Annotated in this window: 11 protein-coding genes and 2 pseudogenes; 12 read left to right on the forward strand and 1 reads right to left on the reverse strand. The window is 46.2% G+C overall.

All coding sequences use genetic code 11. The features are described 5' to 3' along the window. Positions 1-83 precede the first annotated feature (83 nt). The 9 genes and pseudogenes from ACHLI0_RS07085 (at position 84) to ACHLI0_RS07125 (ending at position 13,362) form a co-directional block, all read left to right on the forward strand. Positions 84-3,335 carry a glycoside hydrolase family 2 protein gene (locus ACHLI0_RS07085; RefSeq protein WP_490748754.1) on the forward strand — a complete coding sequence of 1,084 codons (3,252 nt, stop codon included), beginning with the start codon at positions 84-86 and terminating at the stop codon, positions 3,333-3,335. Between the two features lie 17 nt (positions 3,336-3,352). After that, positions 3,353-5,224 (forward strand): annotated as a pseudogene (locus ACHLI0_RS07090) (GH92 family glycosyl hydrolase); the annotation flags it as partial. 355 nt (positions 5,225-5,579) lie between these two features. Continuing rightward, complete coding sequence (tnpA, locus tag ACHLI0_RS07095; protein WP_004292844.1) at positions 5,580-6,515, forward strand: transposon Tn4555 protein TnpA; 936 nt, start codon at positions 5,580-5,582, stop codon at positions 6,513-6,515. 141 nt (positions 6,516-6,656) lie between these two features. Continuing rightward, positions 6,657-7,775 (forward strand): tyrosine-type recombinase/integrase, encoded by a 1,119-nt coding sequence (locus ACHLI0_RS07100; protein ID WP_004338318.1) that lies wholly within the window; start codon positions 6,657-6,659, stop codon positions 7,773-7,775. A 247-nt stretch (positions 7,776-8,022) separates the two neighbouring features. Next, the gene (gene tnpC, locus ACHLI0_RS07105) at positions 8,023-8,880 is read left to right on the forward strand and encodes a transposon Tn4555 protein TnpC (protein WP_004339687.1); all 858 of its coding nucleotides are present in this window, start codon (positions 8,023-8,025) and stop codon (positions 8,878-8,880) included. A gap of 199 nt (positions 8,881-9,079) precedes the next feature. Further along, the gene (locus tag ACHLI0_RS07110) at positions 9,080-9,454 is read left to right on the forward strand and encodes a helix-turn-helix domain-containing protein (protein ID WP_122116178.1); all 375 of its coding nucleotides are present in this window, start codon (positions 9,080-9,082) and stop codon (positions 9,452-9,454) included. A 5-nt stretch (positions 9,455-9,459) separates the two neighbouring features. Further along, positions 9,460-10,557: an AAA family ATPase gene (locus tag ACHLI0_RS07115; RefSeq protein WP_122116177.1), complete on the forward strand. Its 1,098-nt coding sequence runs from the start codon at positions 9,460-9,462 to the stop codon at positions 10,555-10,557. A gap of 3 nt (positions 10,558-10,560) precedes the next feature. Next, positions 10,561-11,676, forward strand: coding sequence for a DUF6371 domain-containing protein (locus ACHLI0_RS07120; protein ID WP_004292742.1), 1,116 nt, complete (start codon positions 10,561-10,563; stop codon positions 11,674-11,676). 282 nt (positions 11,677-11,958) lie between these two features. Continuing rightward, positions 11,959-13,362: a hypothetical protein gene (locus ACHLI0_RS07125; protein ID WP_004292734.1), complete on the forward strand. Its 1,404-nt coding sequence runs from the start codon at positions 11,959-11,961 to the stop codon at positions 13,360-13,362. A gap of 92 nt (positions 13,363-13,454) precedes the next feature. Here the strand turns inward: ACHLI0_RS07125 and ACHLI0_RS07130 are convergent, their stop codons facing one another. Further along, positions 13,455-14,420: an extended-spectrum class A beta-lactamase CfxA4 gene (locus tag ACHLI0_RS07130; RefSeq protein ID WP_057280848.1), complete on the reverse strand. Its 966-nt coding sequence runs from the start codon at positions 14,418-14,420 to the stop codon at positions 13,455-13,457. Between the two features lie 880 nt (positions 14,421-15,300). Here ACHLI0_RS07130 and ACHLI0_RS07135 point away from each other — a divergent pair. From ACHLI0_RS07135 to ACHLI0_RS07145, 3 genes and pseudogenes are all read left to right on the forward strand, one after another. Further along, a pseudogene (locus tag ACHLI0_RS07135) lies at positions 15,301-15,693 on the forward strand (glycoside hydrolase domain-containing protein); the annotation flags it as partial. 216 nt (positions 15,694-15,909) lie between these two features. Next, the gene (locus ACHLI0_RS07140; protein WP_490748755.1) at positions 15,910-18,477 is read left to right on the forward strand and encodes a hypothetical protein; all 2,568 of its coding nucleotides are present in this window, start codon (positions 15,910-15,912) and stop codon (positions 18,475-18,477) included. A gap of 32 nt (positions 18,478-18,509) precedes the next feature. Next, entirely contained in the window at positions 18,510-18,644 is a 135-nt protein-coding gene (locus ACHLI0_RS07145; protein ID WP_490748756.1) for a hypothetical protein, read from the forward strand. Positions 18,645-18,772: the final 128 nt, after the last annotated feature.

The following is an 18,772-nucleotide window of genomic DNA, read 5'->3' on the forward strand; positions in this document are numbered from 1 at the left end:
TTAATTTGCTTTATCCTCTCTTTTTAATGGTTCGACCTTTACTTTGCCCTTGATAATACCGGAAAACTCATTAAATTATGAATATGAAGAGAAGTTTAATTTTACTATGCGGTCTGCTGACCGGCTTTACTTTGCAATCTACAAAGGTAAACGCGCAGACACAAACAGTGACTAATGATCAGAAACTGGTCTATCCCTACACCTTTGCCCCCAGCGAAGGTCTGGTGAACCAAACAGAAAAGGAACATCGACAAGAGATTTGCATCAACGGTTATTGGGATTTCCAGCCTGTCCGCTTGCCGAAAGAATACGTTCAGGGAAAAGGAATCGCTCCCGAACTACCATTGCCGGAAAACGACAGCGAATGGAGCAAAACTCGTATCAAAATCCCTTCACCGTGGAATATCAATGCTTTTGCTTACCGTGACCTGGAAGGTCCCGACCACCGCAACTATCCTTCATACCCTAAAGAATGGGAACAAGTGAAAATGGCATGGATGAAGAAGAATGTCACCATCCCTGCCGACTGGTCGGGGCAACAAATCAAACTTCACTTTGAGGCCGTAGCCGGATATTCCGAAGTCTATGTAAATAAAGAAAAGGTAGGCGAGAACTTCGATTTGTTCTTACCGTTCAGCTTTGACATCACCGATAAAGTGACTGCCGGCGAAAACATAGAGATACTGGTAGGCGTACGAAGCCAGTCGCTATTCGAAAACAATGTGACCATCGGACGCCGCATTGTTCCGGGCGGATCGATGTGGGGGTATCAGATCAACGGTATCTGGCAGGATGTATATCTGTTGGCTTTGCCGAAAATCCATCTGGAAGACGTATACGTGAAACCGCTGGTATCAAAGAATACACTGGAAATAGAAATAACTCTTCAGAACCGGACAGAGAAGAAGGCTGACATACAACTGCAAGGTAATATCCGCGAATGGGTAAACTGCGCAGGCACGGACGTCAACTCCGCTCCCGTTCCGAACTGGACGCTTGGTAACGAAGCATTGAAAGTCGCTCCTACGAAAGTGTCTCTGCCAGCCAAGGCTTCACAGAAAGTGACCTTGCAAGTACCTGTCGGCAAGGATATATTAAAATACTGGACTCCGGAGCATCCCAACCTGTATGCCCTGTTACTTTCTGTCAACAACCAGAAACAGACTGTTGACACCAAATACGAACGTTTCGGCTGGCGTGAATGGACATTGCAAGGTACTGCACAATACCTGAACGGCGAACCTTACGCATTGCATGGTGATTCCTGGCATTTTATGGGTATCCCGCAGATGACCCGCCGTTATGCGTGGGCCTGGTTCACCGCCATTAAAGGGATGAATGCCAACGCAGTCCGTCCGCACGCGCAAGTCTATCCCCGCTTCTACCTTGATATGGCCGATGAAATGGGGATCTGCGTACTGAATGAAACAGCCAACTGGGCCAGCGACGGTGGTCCGAAACTGGACTCCGAGCTCTTCTGGGAAGCATCCAAAGAGCACCTGAAACGTTTTGTCCTGCGCGACAGAAATCACGCGTCCGTTTTCGGCTGGAGTATCAGCAACGAAAACAAACCCGTTATCCTGCACGTTTACAATCGTCCCGAACTGATGCCGGTACAAAAGAAGGCATGGGAAGAATGGCGTGATATTGTACATCAGTACGACCCTACCCGCCCGTGGATTTCAGCAGACGGAGAAGATGACGGTGACGGTATATTGCCCGTAACCGTAGGACACTACGGAGACATCAACTCCATGAAACGCTGGATTGAAATCGGAAAGCCTTGGGGAATCGGTGAACACAGTATGGCTTATTACGGTACCCCGGAACAGGTTGCCAAATATAACGGAGAACGCGCTTATGAATCACAGGAAGGCCGTATGGAGGGGCTGGCTAACGAATGTTACAACCTCATCGCCAACCAAAGACAGATGGGAGCCTCTTACAGCACAGTCTTCAATATGGCATGGTATGCCTTGAAACCGCTTCCACTCGGCAAGAAAGACAAAAGCAAAGCTCCCACCGTTGAGGCTGACGGAGTCTTCTTCGGTGATTACAAAGAAGGAGTTCCGGGCGTACAGCCCGAACGTGTAGGCCCTTATTGCACGACGTTCAACCCCGGTTACGACCCGACCTTGCCGCTCTATCAGGAATGGCCGATGTACAGTGCCTTACGCGCAGCCAATGCTCCGGGACAACCGGCATGGTCTCCTTATGCTGTAATCGACAAACAAAAGTACGATCATCGCAAAGCAACAACTCCTTCCAAAAAGTATAAGGAAGTCATCTTTATCGGTAGTCAGAACAGTAAATTAAAGCAGCTGATGGATGCGCAAGGAGTCATATTCGCCAAGAAGGCAAACACTCCTTCCCTGCTGCTCTATATCGTAGACGGTAGCCAAAAGTTGGATGCTTCTACCAAGGATGAGATGCAAAAGCAAATCGCCAAAGGTGCGGATGTATGGATATGGGGACTCACACCGGAAACGGTAGCCGCATACAATGAAATTCTTCCGCTTCCGGTGTCTTTGGATAATCTGCAGCGTTCTTCTTTCCTGCCCGTACAAAAGTCATGGATGCACGGACTCAATAATTCCGACTTCTACTTCTGCGAACTTCAGAAGACCAACGCTTCCAGCTACTCGCTGAAAGGAGCTTTCGTAGAAGAAGGCGAGGTCTTGCTGAACGCCTGTAAGACCGACTGGAGAAAGTGGAACAAACGCCCGGAAGAGATCAAGACTGCCGGAACGATCCGCAGTGAATACGAATGTACAGCCGCCACTCCTGTATTCGTAAAATGCCAGCAGAACGCTTCCACTTTCTATCTGAACACATTAACCGAATTTGCCAACTCGGAGAAGGGGTTCAACACTTTGAGCGCTATCCTGAAGAATGCCGGAATAGCCTTCCAAAAGCCGGAAGTCAATATCGACGAGGTCTTCTTCCTGCGCGACGAACAGATCAACTTCCCCGTAGCCACCAAAGAGAAACTGGTGAAGGACAGCGACGGTGAATGGACACTGGAACTTTATGTATTCAGTCCACGCCCTCTGGACGACCTGTTGATAGAGCCGAACATGCCGAAACTATCCCTCTTTGTGAAAGCAAAGAAACGTGCGCTGCTCATCAACGACAAACCTTATACGGCTGTATCCCACGACGGACGCAACGAAATCATCTACAAAGAATTGCCCTTGCTGCAAGGATGGAATAAACTGGTGATCAAACTAGGAGCCGGAGACCGGAACGACTTCACCGGCTATTTCAAATGCGATAACAAGAAAGATTTCCTTCCGCTGTTGAAAGCAGCTTTCGTGAATCCGGAAACCAAATAATAGTAAATAAATATATGATGAAACTTACACACATTTTAGCCTCGGCGGCTATCATTTCAACGCTGAGCGCATGTAACGGTAGCCTGCAAACAGCGGATCGGACACCGGTCGATTACGTCAACCCGTATATCGGCAACATCAGCCATCTGCTGGTTCCCACGTTCCCCACCATCCAGTTACCCAACAGTATGCTTCGTGTTTACCCGGAACGCGCCGACTACACCTCCGAACTGCTGAAGGGGCTTCCATTGATTGTCACCAATCACCGGGAACGTTCCGCATTCAATTTCAGTCCCTATCAGGGAGAAAAGCTGCGTCCGGTCATAACGTACAACTATGACAACGAGCACATTACTCCTTATTCTTTCGATGTGGAACTGGATGATAACCGTATGAAAGCGGAATATGCGCTTTCCCATCAGTCGGCTATCTACCGGATAACGTACGAGGCAGACAAACCGGCTTACCTCATCGTGAACTCCCGAAACGGCTCTATCCACGCCAATGAGAACTTCATCAGCGGCCGCCAGCAACTAAATGACAACACCAATGTCTATGTATATATAGAAGCACAGGAGAAGCCGATAAGCGCCGGCATCCTCGAAAACGGCACTATTGAAACAAGCAAGGATAATGCCGAAGGCGCAAACGCCTGTGCCGCATGGCGCTTTGCCGATGGAACCACAACGGTCAACCTCCGCTACGGTATTTCCTTCATCAGCGAGGAACAGGCCGAAAAGAACCTGCACCGCGAATTAAAAGACTATAACATCAAAGCACTGGCAGAAGCGGGACGCCAAATCTGGAACGAAACGTTGGGACGTATCCAAGTAGAGGGAGGAACGGAAGATGACAAAACCGTATTCTACTCTTCTTTCTACCGTACCTTCGAACGTCCCATCTGCATGAGCGAAGGCGGCCGTTACTTCAGCGCCTTCGACGGAAAAGTACACGAAGACAACGGTACTCCTTTCTACACCGACGACTGGATTTGGGACACTTACCGCGCCGCACATCCTCTCCGCACACTGATCGACCAACAAAAGGAAGAAGACATCATCGCATCTTACCTGCGCATGGCGGAACAAATGGGCAATATGTGGATGCCTACTTTCCCCGAAGTAACAGGTGACACACGCCGTATGAACTCCAATCATGCCGTTGCCACAGTAGCCGACGCACTGGCAAAAGGACTGAAAGTAGACACGGCAAAAGCCTACGAAGCTTGCCGGAAAGGGATTGAAGAAAAGACGCTCGCCCCGTGGTCGGGAGCACCGGCCGGCTGGCTGGACAATTTCTACCGTGAAAACGGTTATATCCCCGCCCTCCGTGTGGATGAACCGGAAAACGACCCGAACGTACATCCTTTCGAGAAGCGCCAGCCTGTCGCTGTCACTCTGGGAACCAGCTACGACCAGTGGTGTCTCTCCCGTATCGCCCAAGCTCTGAACAAGAAGGAAGAAGCCGAATACTATCTGAAATGTTCGTATAACTACCGGAATCTCTACAATAAAGAGACCGCTTTCTTCCATCCGAAAGATAAGGAAGGACAATGGATCGAACCATTCGACTACCGTTTCCCCGGAGGCATGGGAGCCCGTGAGTATTATGGAGAAAACAACGGCTGGGTTTACCGCTGGGACGTGCCACACAATGTAGCCGACCTCATCAGCCTTATGGGAGGAAACGAGCAGTTCATCGCCAACCTTGACCGTACTTTCACCGAACCGCTGGGACGGAGCAAATATGCATTCTACGCGAAACTGCCCGACCACACAGGTAATGTAGGCCAATTCTCGATGGCGAACGAACCGTCTTTGCACGTTCCTTATCTTTATAACTATGCCGGACAGCCGTGGAAAACACAGAAGCGCATCCGTCTATATTTGTATTTATAACCATAGAACAACCAAAACTAATCAGAAATATCCGAGTGTAAATCTTTAATTACCAGCATATTCTAAAATTTAACACTTTTCGGTTGCCATTTGTCGCTTCCCAAATTTCCACATATTTTTGAGACGTATTTCTGACGTGGAGAATTTGCGGGGCTTGTTTTTTGTCACACCGTGCAGACAGTTGACAAGGGTTTACAACCGTTTACGACAAGCGACAATAACCGCCCCGATATGCGGAAACAGTCACACTGTGTAGAAAAGCGACAATGGTTGACTTCCGTTCACATCCGTTTACCATTTCAGAGATATAGGATTGAAGAAATGAACCATTAAACGATAAAACGGTATGAAAGCAACCAGAAAATGCAGTTTTTGCGGCAAGTCCTTTGTAACCCGAAGCGGTATGCAAAGATATTGCAGTGAGGCTTGTCAGGCAGAAGCCAAACGAGCCAGAGTGATGCAGAAGAACAACCTCTTCAAAGTCGCCCAACCCTTGATGGAGATACAGCATCAGGAGTATCTCACCTTTTCCAAAGCAGCCATCCTCATGGGCTGTTCCCGACAGTACATTTACAAACTTGTAGCCATCGGCAAGCTGAAAGCCTCACGCATCAGCAACCGCATGGCATTCATCCGCAGAGCCGACATCGAGCAGATGTTGGAGGGCAATCCCTATCACCGCATCCTGCCCGGCAACACCTCCACACCAAGGAAATCATCTTCATCTTCCTTACCTGCCAAAAGAGAAAAAAGGGAAAAGGAAAGCGAAGAAGTGTTGGACTTCTATTCGGGCGAGGAGGTGATGTCCCTTTTTAAGGTAAAGCAGTCATGGCTTTACACTTCCGCCAAGCGTAACCATATCCCCATCTGCCGTATCGCAGGAAAGAACTATTACAGCAAGAAGCATATTGACGAGTTTTTCGGTGTGGCAGTTGATATTAGCGAAATTACCGACTGGCTACTGACCGAGGAGGTGGAGGAACTGTTCGGCATGAAGCCGACCGCACTCCGTGCCTACACCTATCGCCATAAGATACCCACTAAAAGAGAGTACGGGCGTACCTATTACTCCAAATCACATTTGAACGAACTCCGCAGAACTGACCTTGTGAACGATGAACGCTACTATACCGTTGAGCAGGTGCAGCAAATCTATGGTCTTTCGTCAGCCAACATCTGCCATATCGTCAAGGTGAAGCACATCGAAAAGATAAAGGTGGGTGTGAAAAACCTGCTTTTGCGCTCAGATGTGGAGCGTGTCATGGCTGAAAGGAACAAATAACCGTGAAAAATCGGGATTATCGAAAATTATTTCAAAATGATGTATCGTGGAGGTATTCACGGATATTTCACGTTGTTCCTTTGCCATCGGAAACATGGATACAACTCCAAAATGTATACAACCAATTAAAACATAATTATTATGAGTAAATGCAAAACAGTTACCTTGCGTAAGCGCAAGATTAAGAACGGGACACAGTATTCACTATGCCTTGACTACTATCCCGGCTACCGTGACAATGTCACCATGAGAGTGATTACACGTGAAGCCTTAGGAATTTACATCTTCGCCAAACCTGCAAACCAGCAGGAACGGGACTTCAACGCACGCATGATGAAGAAAGCGGTCATCCTGCGCAACCAGCGCTACGAAGCCATTTTCAATGAAAACAACGGCTTTTTTGACAAGACCAAGATGAAGGGCGATTTCCTTGCCTATTTCAAAGGACTGGCTGACCGCAAGAATATCAAGTGGCAGCACGTATACAAGCATTTCCAGCGGTTCGTGAACGGCAAATGCACCTTTGAGGAGGTGGATGTGGATTTGTGCCGCAAGTTCATGGAATACCTGCTTGATGCACCCCAATCCATCCACACCAACCAAAAGCTGCACATCAACTCCGCAGCAGGCTATTGGTCAACTTTCCGTGCCGTGCTGCATACCGCTTACCGTGACAGGAAGATAAAGGAGAACCCAAACGGCTTCTTAGACCGCATCGAGTGCATTCCCACCATCAGGGAGCATTTGAGCCAAGAGGAACTGATACGGCTTGCCGAAACACCCTGTGAGGAGGAGGTCTTGAAAAAAGCTTTTCTTTTCGCCTGTCTTACGGGACTGAGAAAGAGCGACATCAGACAGCTCACGTGGCAGCAGATACAACCATACACCAACGGCAGGATGTTCGTTACCACCCGTATGCAGAAAACCAAAGAAATAGTGCATAACCCCATCAGTGATGAAGCCTATGGACTGCTGGGAGAACGGGGCGAGGGACTTATCTTTGAGGATTTCAAGGACAAGATGCTGCAAGGACCACTCCAACGGTGGCTCACGGCAGCAGGGATAACCAAGAAAATCACCTTTCACTGTACCCGCCACAGCTTCGGAAGCCTGCACGTGGAAATGGGAACGGACATGGCTGTCATCCAAGCCTATCTCGGACATAAGAACATTACCACCACACAAATCTATTCCAAGATAGCAGCGCAGCAGATGTGTCAGGTGGTGGACAAGATAACCTTGAAGCGCAAGGAGGCATAAATGTCTCACATTGACAGGTATTCAGAGGGGCGGTTATGGCTACAAGGCTATAATCGCCCCTCTATGTTTTTGGCTTGATGCCACCATTTATAAGCCCCTCAGAGTATGAAACAGAGTATGATATGATGACATTTCGTGAAATACATTGAAAAAGACCGTTCTAACCGCAAATAACGGGCAGTAATTGGGAAAAATAGCATTAACTTTGCACAAAATAATACAGGAACATTCAATCTCTCAACGAAATATGGAATCATCAATCAAGGACAAATACATCATCTTGGGCTTTGTCGGCTTCGCCATCGTCCTAATATCTTCCATTGCCACGCTGGTAATAGCGGACAGCTTCAACCAAGACAACTTTGTCAGGTGGATAGTATTCGTATGCTGTAACCTGTTGGGATGGTTGCTCTATCTCTCCTTTCAGACACTTATCTTTGATACATACGAAATCTACAAAATCAAGTTCGGCAAGAAAGAAACGATTGCCGAAGCCATAGAGGTGCAGGAAGAACTGTCACAAAATACACTTGAAGAAGCCACATCTGTGCCTGGACCTACATCAGTCCCTGAGCCTGTACCCGAATCATCCCCGACAAAAGAAGAGACACTTATCCAAACACAACCGATAGAGCTTACTATCGCCCCGGATCTTCACGAAAAGAACCGTGCCAATTACGCAAGCAGAGAGCAACGGGAAAAGGAAGAGCGCATCCGCATGGTCATGGAGTATTGCCATTATTACCTGCCTCGCATTGCCGACCAAGAAACCGTGAACCACATCTGTACTGAGGTGGACAAATGGATGAATCTTAACACTTATACCCCGAAGCCCATACAAAGACCGTTTACCAAAGACATCAACAACATTCCACTCCGTCACTTCGTATGGAATATCTCTGAGCGTTTCCTGTACAAGAGATACTACAATGGGGATAACCGTGCCAAGTTCATCAAAGCCCTTTTCCCGAAATCGTTTGCTGATACAGACTTATCAACCATCAAGAATTTCAAGGTAGAGCCGTTAAAGACGGAAATTCCCATTGATGAACCCGAAAACGGCAAACTTGATTTCCACTATCCCGAGGATTATGTGCGGAATTAGGATAATCACGACACCAACGACAACCATCCGGTAACTCATAACCGCCTGTTTTACATCGTTTCCCGAGTAATTTTGCCCGTCATTTATGGCTGGGCTTAATTATTCGGGAATTATTTTGCAATGACGTGTCGTGGAGATATTCACGGATATATCATTTCAGTCCTTTGCGCCAAGTCTTACAAAAGAGACGAGTACGCGAATGGAAAAATCAATTCTTACCTTCAACGACCTCCCCGAGGTTGTCGCTCAGCTTCGAGACGAAGTGATGAGCCTGAAAAGCCTGCTCGCCGAGCAGTGCAGTGTGAACAATGCCAAAACGGTGGACACCCACGTGCCCATGTCTGTGGACGAGGCAGCAGAGTATTTAGGTATCCCTAAGGGTACGCTCTACATGAAACTGTCAGAAGGGACAATCCCTGCCACCAAGCCCGGCAAACGCTATTGCCTTTACCGTGACGAACTGGACAAGTGGCTGGAAACCGCCCGAAAGAATCCCATACCGTTGTCAGACGAGGAACTGAACAAGTCCTTATCCTCTTCCCACCGTCGCAAGCCCAACCCACGTAACTGGTGAATGATATGGAAGAGGATAAGAACTATATCAACCTGATACGTGGCGACCTCACAAAAGCATCCCAAGCGCATAACGGTATGCCCGACAGTGTAGGCATGATGAATATCAAGACGGCAAACCAAACCATTCTTGAAGCATCGTTATTGCCTACGCCCTGTGCGCTGTGGGACAGCTTTTGGTACGAGGGGGAACTCTCCTGCTTGTTTGCCGATTCCAACGTGGGCAAGTCCATCCTTGCCGTGCAGATAGCCGACCGCATCGCCCGAACCGACAATGTGCTGTATCTGGACTTTGAACTGTCCGAAAAGCAGTTCCAGCTCCGCTATACCAACGAGCATGGAGAGCTCTACACCTTTCCCGACAAACTCTATCGGGTGTCTATTGACTGCAACCAGCTTTTGGATGCCAACTTTGAGGAAGCTATCATAGGCGGCATTGAACAGATGGCTGTGCAGACCGACTGCAAGATTTTCATCATTGACAATCTTACCTACCTGTGTTGCGCCATGGAGAAAGGCGATGCCGCAGGACGGCTGATGATTCAGCTGAACAATCTCAAAAAGAGATATGCGCTCTCTATCCTTGTCCTAGCACATACGCCCAAACGCTCTTTGGATTGTCCCATCACATCCAACGACCTTGCCGGAAGCAAACGGCTCTACAATTTCTTTGACAGCGTGTTCACCATTGGAAAAAGTGCCCAAGACGGAGGGCTTCGCTATGTGAAGCAGCTTAAAGTGCGCTATGGCACGTTCTCTCATGATGCGGATAATGTAATCGTTTACGAGATTGACAAGGTGGATGCTTTCTTGCAGTTCGTGTTCAGGGGCTATTCCACGGAAAAGGAACACTTGAAAAAATTGGGCGACAATGAATCAAGCCAAAGGGATTGCCAAATTCTGCAACTCTCCCAATCGGGCAAGTCCGTCAGGGAGATAGCCTCACAGGTGAATTGTGGCAAGTCCACCGTAAACCGTATCATCCAGCGCAGCAAAGAGAGTAAAAACGCAGGTGTCCCAAGTGTCCCACTGTCCCAACCCTTAGAGTGTGGGACAATGGGACAGGATGGGACAGCCGACAATCAACCATCAAAAACGGACTAAGCTATGGGCAATTATTCATTACAGAAGTATAAAGGAACGGCAACACGGCATACCTGCCCCAAATGCGGAGACAGGCATTCTTTCGTCTATTACGTGGACGAAAATAATGTGCCGTTGCATCCATCGGTCGGCAGATGTAACCACGAAAGCGGTTGTGGGTATCACTACACTCCGAAAGAGTATTTTCAAGAGCATCCTGAACACAGAACTACCAATGATTTCTCTTTTGACAGGCAAAGAGCAGAGCAGAAGAAAGTGAAGCAGCAAAGTAAGCCGACAGCCATCGGCTATATTCCCCCTCACTATGTGGAGAAGTCGCAAAGCGAGCGTAGCAATTTCTTCCGTTTCCTCTTCACACTCCTTACTTCCTACTATGGCGACAAGGCGAAAGAGGTGTTGAAGCGGTTGTTGGAGGAATACCGTTTGGGGGCTACCCGTGACGGCTCTGTTATCTTTTGGCAGATAGACAGGACGGGCAAGGTACGCACGGGAAAGGTGATGCAGTACAATCCCGAAGACGGACACCGTATCAAGGGAGGACAGACATCGGCAGTGAACTGGATACACAGCATATTGAAAAAGCAGCGTGTGTTGGCAGAGGATTGGCAACTATCCCAATGCCTTTTCGGGGAACACTTGTTGAAAACGCATCCCGACAAGGTGGTGGTCTTGGTGGAATCCGAGAAGAGTGCCGTTATCGGTTCTGCTATCTTCCCCGATTATGTATGGCTGGCTACGGGTGGTAAGAGTCAGATGAGAGAAGAGAAACTCCGTGTACTGTCAGGGCGAACCGTGCTTCTCTTTCCCGATGCCGATGCTTATGCCGAGTGGAAACAGCGAGCCGAGAGCATGTACTTTTGTAAGGTGGTGGTTTCGGACATCATCGAAAGGAATGCCACCCCGAAACAAAAAGAAGCCCATATCGACATAGCCGATTGGATTATCTTTCAGATACGGGAGGGCAAGGTGATGAGTACAGCCAACCACTTGGTCGAGGCTGAGAGAATCCTCCAGCGGATGATAGAGAAGAATCCCGTCCTGCAAAAACTGATAGACGATTTAGACCTTGTGCTGGTCGGTGCATCTCCAATCGGCAACGATGATGAAAAACCTCCCTGACGGAGGAGAGCGGAAGCCGTAGGCTGGAGTTTGCAGACAATGGCTTGCCATTGATATAGCCCACTATAACTACACGCTCCGCTTACGTAGTTGTGGGCTCTCCCGAGGGGATTAGGGTTTTACCCTAATGACCCACTCAGGGCGTTTCTCCCCTGAGAACCCAGAGCAAAGAGTGACCCTCTCTTTGCAATCTCCGCTTATGGGTTGCACCCCTAAGAACCCCATGCGTTTACGGACAGCGGAAAAGCAAACAATAAAGTACAAACCAAAAAACAAGTATCTATGGCAACAAAATCAAGCATACATATCAAGCCCTGCAACATCGCATCGAGCGAGGCTCACAACAGGAGGACTGCCGAATACATGCGCCACATCGGAGAGTCCAGAATCTATGTCGTTCCTGAACTATCCACCGATAACGAACAGTGGATAAATCCCGACTTCGGCAGTCCGGATTTGCGGATGCATTATGACAATATCAGACAGATGGTAAAGGAAAAGACCGGACGTGCCATGCAGGAAAAGGAGCGTGAACGCAAAGGCAAGAACGGTAAAATAGTCAAGATTGCGGGATGCTCCCCCATACGTGAAGGAGTGCTGCTTGTCAGGTCGGACACCACACTGGCAGACGTGCGTAAATTCGGTGAGGAGTGTCAAAGACGCTGGGGAATCACACCGCTGCAAATCTTCCTGCACAAGGATGAAGGGCATTGGCTGAACGGTCAGCCGGAAGCGGAAGACAGGGAAAGCTTCAAAGTCGGGGACAGATGGTTCAAGCCGAACTATCATGCCCATATCGTTTTCGACTGGATGAACCACGAAACAGGAAAGAGCCGAAAGCTCAATGACGATGACATGATGCAGATGCAGACCCTTGCATCCGACATCCTGCTGATGGAACGCGGGCAGTCAAAGGCTGTCACTGGTAAGGAGCATCTGGAACGGAACGACTTTATCATTGAGAAGCAGAAAGCTGAACTGCAACGCATGGATGCAGCCAAACGGCACAAAGAAGAACAGATAAATCTTGCCGAGCAGGAACTGAAACAGGTGAAATCAGAAATACGCACTGACAAGTTAAAGAAGACAGCCACCACGGCAGCGACAGCCATAACTAGTGGAGTTGCTTCTCTTTTCGGGAGTGGAAAACTGAAAGAACTGGAACGTGCCAACGAAAAACTGCAAGACGAGGTTTCAAAACGGAACACCAATATTGAAAAATTGCAGAGCCAAGTACAGCAGATGCAGAAACAGCATGATACGCAAATCCACAATCTCAGAGAAATGCACAGGCAGGAACTTGACATGAAAGAAAAAGAACTGTCACGGCTCGCCAGAATCATAGACAAGGCTTTCAGGTGGTTTCCGATGTTCAGGGAAATGCTGCGCATGGAAAAGTTTTGTGCCATGCTGGGATTCTCTAAAGAAATGACTGAAAGTCTTATAGTCAAAAAAGAAGCCCTGAAATGTAGCGGTAAAATCTATTCCGAGCAACACAGGCGGAACTTTGATATAAAGGATGATATTTTAAGGGTGGAAAATGACCCTGACGATGAAAGCAGGCTGAACCTGACAATAAACAGGAAGCCGATTGCCGACTGGTTCAGGGAGCAATGGCACAGGCTTAGATATGGAGCAAGAGTGCCGCAACAGGAAGAAAGAAAAAGTAGAGGATTCAAATTATAATAGAAGCAATTTGATTAGTAATCTAAAAGCACTCCGATAACGATTAGAGTGCTTTTAGATTGTTTATCATTAATTATCAAAGCAAGTGCAGTTTAAGATTTTACTGAAGTTTGCATTAATAAAGAATATACTACAGCTGATATATGCGCAACATATTGTGACGCTTGTGATTCATTTCCCTTGAAATCCTTAACAAATACCGCTAAGGTATAACTGATATTATTAGGCAGACATATATAGGCAACATCATTGTGAGCTGCAAGAACACCATTTTCATTAACATTACCTGAACCTGTCTTATGCGCTATAACAACCCCTTCTTTATCAAGAAGTGGAGCTGCTATCCTATCTACACCTGTTTTGCATTCTTTTAACGTATTCTTAATGAAACTTTGTTTCTCATCATCGATAAGACCTTCAGTAAACAAACGATTCATCAACATTGCAGCACCAAGAGGAGATGTATAGTTAGAGTAAGCCTTGTTATGGTCAGCCGACATTTCCTCTTCCGTATAAGCTATCTGAAAACTTGAACGAGGAATGAGTGTGGCTATAAAACTATCTGTTTGAGCGACATTAACCATATCCTTAAACATAAGGTTGCTTGCATTGTTGTCACTCTGAGTAAGAGTATAACGCAGCAAATCTCTCACTGTCAATGATATGACTGGCCCTGAATAATCTTTCAGCATAGGACTCCAAGTCTTTGGGTCAAGTTTATCCCTATTTATATTTACTAAGGTATCAAGTGAAATTCCTTTATTGTCAAAGTCATTACAAAGAGCTAATGCCTGATGAACCTTAAACACACTCATCATAGGATAAACACTCTTATTATTGACCTTAACCGTATCTCTGTTATTAACAATAACCGCCACACCAATTTCGCCAGGACAAGCTGAGACAATTTGAGAAATGCTATCAGTCAAAACATTTGTTAAAGGAGGATTTGCGCTATCTTTTGTCGCTGATTTATGGAACAATGAAAATACCAAGATGAAAATGCAAACTAAAGCTATACTCAAAACTACGATTTGTTTTTTTCTGTTTTTTTCCATGTTTATATTATTTATATTTGTTTGACGAGAATATCTTTATTTGCCGACAAAGGTACATAACTTTACGGAAAAATACATAACTTTACGGAAAAATATGTTTCTAAAATATATAAATAGACAGCTGTGGGGAAAATGTGGGGAAAAATTAGATAATTAAAAAGGCTAAATGACTGAAAATAATCACTTAGCCTTTTAATCCGTACCCAGACCCGTACTTCGTAATTGCTGCGCCCATCATTCAAGACTGTCAAATCGGGTCTTTCCTGTCAAGCCAATGATGCCTATGCGTATGCCAAACACATGGATTACGGATTTCTCGTTCCGTGAACAAACACTTTATCCGCAACTCTGCTATGTGGTGTATTGGCTTAACTCCATTTCTATGGGCAACACTTTTGTTGCAGATTTCAAGCAGCTTTTATCGAAATACCCATCAGTAAGAACTCGTTTATTAGGCTTTCCTCATAATTGGGAACAAGAGCCTTTGTGGAGATAAAATAATTGCCCTGTTTCTTAAAAAGCACTGGGGCAAACCAGCTCCGTCTTTAATTGTTTCCAATAAATGGATTGTTTCAAGCCCCTATAGAAAGAGAACAAAAATTCCTGTGTGAAAATTAATCTACGACAAGGAGCAAGCAAGGAGCAATATCAAACAAAAATCAATACCTTTGCAGTACATATGAGATAGACCAAAACAAAAGTGGAATATCGGAAACGAATAGCAAGGAAAAGAGAAGAAACGACCCAAGTTGATGTCCTTTTTGAGTTAATAATCAATAAAAGCGTTAAATCTTCACCTTTTAGAATGTGCAATTAAAAATAACAACCATATTTCTGACTTATTATCTATAAAATATTGAGTAATAATCGGTTGTAAATACAAATGCTGAAAACATGGTTCCGCAATGACCTGATGGGTATTCCGGGAGATGAGGACGGCGGAGGTATGACTTCATTTGTGGTCTTCTCTTCCCTGGGCTTCTACCCTGTCACTCCGGGATTGCCGGCCTACACTATCGGAAGTCCGCTTTTCACAGATGCCAAGATTACACTCAGCAACGGAGCCGTCTTCGAAATCGAAGCTAAGAATGCTTCTGCTGATAACAAATACATCCAGTCCGCCACACTGAATGGCAAAGAATGGAACAAATCATGGTTCAGCCATGATGACCTGATGAACGGTGGCAAGCTAGTATTGGTAATGGGCAGCAAACCCAACAAGACATGGGCCAGCGGAGCAGAGGATGTTCCTCCATCATTAGAAATCAAGTAGCTATATTCTAGCGATTAAGCGCAAGAGGTTTGTCGAAGAATCATCGAAATAACATCTGATTCTTCGACAATACCTCTTGTCATATTCTCCGGACGACAGCTATCATATACGAGTATTCCAACACTTTGGTTATATAAAATAAGTCCCCGATTCTTATGAATATCATATTGTTTTTCGTACTTTTGCCACATAGGAACAGATTCAAGTAGAAGTACTATGAAATATCAACTGCAATTATTGATTTTTATCCTGCTTTGCCTGGCGGGCAGACTGGATGCGTCTCCTTTATATGATTACGGACTTTATCTTAAGTCTCATGCCGTACCGGCACCGGAAAGGTCTACTTTATATTTGGATGACAACCAACCTTTCTCCGTAAAAAACGACTTAACCATTTCTTTTCAGATATATATACGTGCCAATGAAGCCGACTATGGCTCCATTCTTCATCTGAAGACAGACAAAGGCCAGATAATACGCTTTTCGTTTGTTGCAGGTGAGCAAAACCATGCTCCCGCTTTAATGCTCAATGATGAGATTATCATCATTGACAAACCCATAGAACTGGAAAAATGGATCAATGTCTCGCTGAATCTACGCCAAAAAGACAATGTGATCGAAATAGAATACGACAAAAAAAAGATGTCGTCCACCTTCCCCCTGCAAGAAACAAACAGTGTAACGATTACATTCGGCCAGATGCTAGGCTATCAGGCGGAAGTAGCCCCTGTCAACTTAAGGGATATCAACATCATACAGGACGGCAAACTGACAAGAGAATGGAAATTATGGAAACATAACGACAATCTCTGTTATGACGAAAAAGAGGGAGCCGTTGCACGTGCTGTCCAGCCTCTCTGGCTGATAGACAACCATATCGAATGGAAAACAATCAATAAGATCACGACTTCCAGCAGAGTAGGCATAGCATTCGACGCCCGTTGCGCCTTATTCTATGTAGTCAGCCCCGAATCGGTGAAAGTGCTGGACGAAGACGGAAGACTCAAACAAGAGACTGCCGTACGCGGAGGATATCCTGCCGTAGAATATCCCAACCACCTGCTGTATGATACGCTGAGCAATGCACTGGTATCTTACTCACTGACAGAAAACATCATCTCCCGCTTTTCGTTCGCCGACGGAAAATGGAGCAACGAAATACGGAATACCAAAGAGGCCAACAACTATAACCATGCCAAAGCATTTAATCCCGCCGATTCCTCCTTCTACTTTTTCGGCGGATATGGCTTCTATAAATACCGTAATGACCTGTTCCGCATGAAGTCCGGCAGTGAAATTATGGAGCAAATTAAATATGATCATCCGCTTTATCCCCGCTATTCGGCTGCTATGGCAGTAGTGGGCGACGAACTATATATCTTTGGAGGCAAAGGAAACAAATATGGTAAACAGGAATTGAGTACCCATTACTACCTCGGCCTGTATGCCATCAATTTAAAAAGTAAACAGTCCCGCACCATCTGGGAGAAAAAAGACGATAACAAGGAAACTATCATGGCTTCCTCCATGTACTTCGAGCCGGCAGACAGTTCTTTCTATGCCGTATCTACGGACAACGGGGGAACACTGTGGAAGATTTCCATGAAAAGCCCCGTTTATACAGAAGTTTCAAAACCGATCAATAACCGACTGGATTATCAGGACTGCGATTTTAACCTTTACTATTCACCGACTCACAGGAAACTGTTCCTTGTGCTGGACAAGATACTGAACAATCGTACGCACGATATAAAGATCTATTCCATTAATATGCCCCTGGTCAACGAGATAGATATCCGTCAGTCAGTGGATGAAATGGGCTCCGGCAAATGGTGGAATCTGCTGTATGTCATCGGTGTCCTGGCAATACTAGGTTGCGGTGCCTGGCTGTTCTATCGTTCAAGAAGCAAACGTCAGCCAACCCAGTCGGCTGCAACCTCAAAAGAAGCACCTCAATCGGTTACCGCTCCAAAAGTCATCTCAGAGAATCAAGGGAAGGTTACTCCGACAATGCCGGAACAAGAAAACGAGCCCGCACCGAAAGAGATAGTCCACTACTACGATCGCAGCCGTTCTTCCATCTCATTGCTGGGCTGTTTCAATGTACGCGATAAAGAGGGAAATGATATCACCGCCAATTTCACTCCCCGTCTGAAGCACTTGCTTATTTTGCTGATATTATATACGGAAAAGAATCCGAACGGTATCCTGACCTCCAAAACAACGGGAATCCTATGGCCGGATAAGGAAGAGACGGCTGCCCGCAACAACCGTAACGTAAACTTACGCAAACTGCGGGTATTACTGGAGAGTATCGGTGATGTAGAAGTCGTGACGGAAAACAACTTCATGCACATTAAATGGGGCGAGAACGTATTCTGCGACTATCGCGAAGTACTTGCACGCATCCAGCAATTCAAGGAGAAAGAAAACAGCGAGTTACTCAACCGTATCTTGGAACTTCTGTTGTATGGACCATTGTTGCCCAACACCATTCTCGATTGGTTGGATGACTTCAAAGAAACATACTCCAGCCACTCCATCGACTTGTTGAAGGATCTGTTTGAAATCGAAAAGCAACGTAATCATCCGGACATGATTCTCCGCCTGGCAGATATCATGTTCCTGCATGACCCGCTGAACGAAGAAGCATTGGCCGCCAAATGCGCTGTATTCTCCGCACAGGGAAAGAAAGGGATTGCACGAAATCTGTATGACCGTTTCTGCAAAGAGTATCGGGACTCGATGGGAGAAGATTATAAAACACCATTCGCAGATTTATAACTGTACAGCTTTACTTCTTTCCTAAATGAAAAATGAATCAAACAGTAGTATCTCCATTGGGGGTAACTAAAAAGTCAGTACCATCTCCATTCTCCTCCTTCGGGAAGGAGGAGTGGTCGAAGACCGAGGTGGTAGGAGAAATAATGTTTATACCTATTTCTTTGTAAATGACAGGAGTATGTATTCACCTACCACCTCCCCCTACGGGTACTCCTCCTTCCCGAAGGAGGAGAATTGAAGATAGAACCGACTATCATTTAGTTCAAAACCGTACGGGAATGAGCTAAACCGTATG

Source organism: Bacteroides sp. RCH18, assembly GCF_058231005.1.

What these genes read in the sequence shown, in the direction of transcription:
- ACHLI0_RS07085 (WP_490748754.1), top strand. Translation starts at nt 84, where the DNA reads ATGAAGAGAAGTTTAATTTTACTATGCGGTCTGCTGACCGGCTTTACT.
- tnpA (WP_004292844.1), top strand. Translation starts at nt 5,580, where the DNA reads ATGAAAGCAACCAGAAAATGCAGTTTTTGCGGCAAGTCCTTTGTAACC.
- ACHLI0_RS07100 (WP_004338318.1), top strand. Translation starts at nt 6,657, where the DNA reads ATGAGTAAATGCAAAACAGTTACCTTGCGTAAGCGCAAGATTAAGAAC.
- tnpC (WP_004339687.1), top strand. Translation starts at nt 8,023, where the DNA reads ATGGAATCATCAATCAAGGACAAATACATCATCTTGGGCTTTGTCGGC.
- ACHLI0_RS07110 (WP_122116178.1), top strand. Translation starts at nt 9,080, where the DNA reads ATGGAAAAATCAATTCTTACCTTCAACGACCTCCCCGAGGTTGTCGCT.
- ACHLI0_RS07115 (WP_122116177.1), top strand. Translation starts at nt 9,460, where the DNA reads ATGGAAGAGGATAAGAACTATATCAACCTGATACGTGGCGACCTCACA.
- ACHLI0_RS07120 (WP_004292742.1), top strand. Translation starts at nt 10,561, where the DNA reads ATGGGCAATTATTCATTACAGAAGTATAAAGGAACGGCAACACGGCAT.
- ACHLI0_RS07125 (WP_004292734.1), top strand. Translation starts at nt 11,959, where the DNA reads ATGGCAACAAAATCAAGCATACATATCAAGCCCTGCAACATCGCATCG.
- ACHLI0_RS07130 (WP_057280848.1), bottom strand. Translation starts at nt 14,420, where the DNA reads ATGGAAAAAAACAGAAAAAAACAAATCGTAGTTTTGAGTATAGCTTTA.
- ACHLI0_RS07140 (WP_490748755.1), top strand. Translation starts at nt 15,910, where the DNA reads ATGAAATATCAACTGCAATTATTGATTTTTATCCTGCTTTGCCTGGCG.
- ACHLI0_RS07145 (WP_490748756.1), top strand. Translation starts at nt 18,510, where the DNA reads ATGAATCAAACAGTAGTATCTCCATTGGGGGTAACTAAAAAGTCAGTA.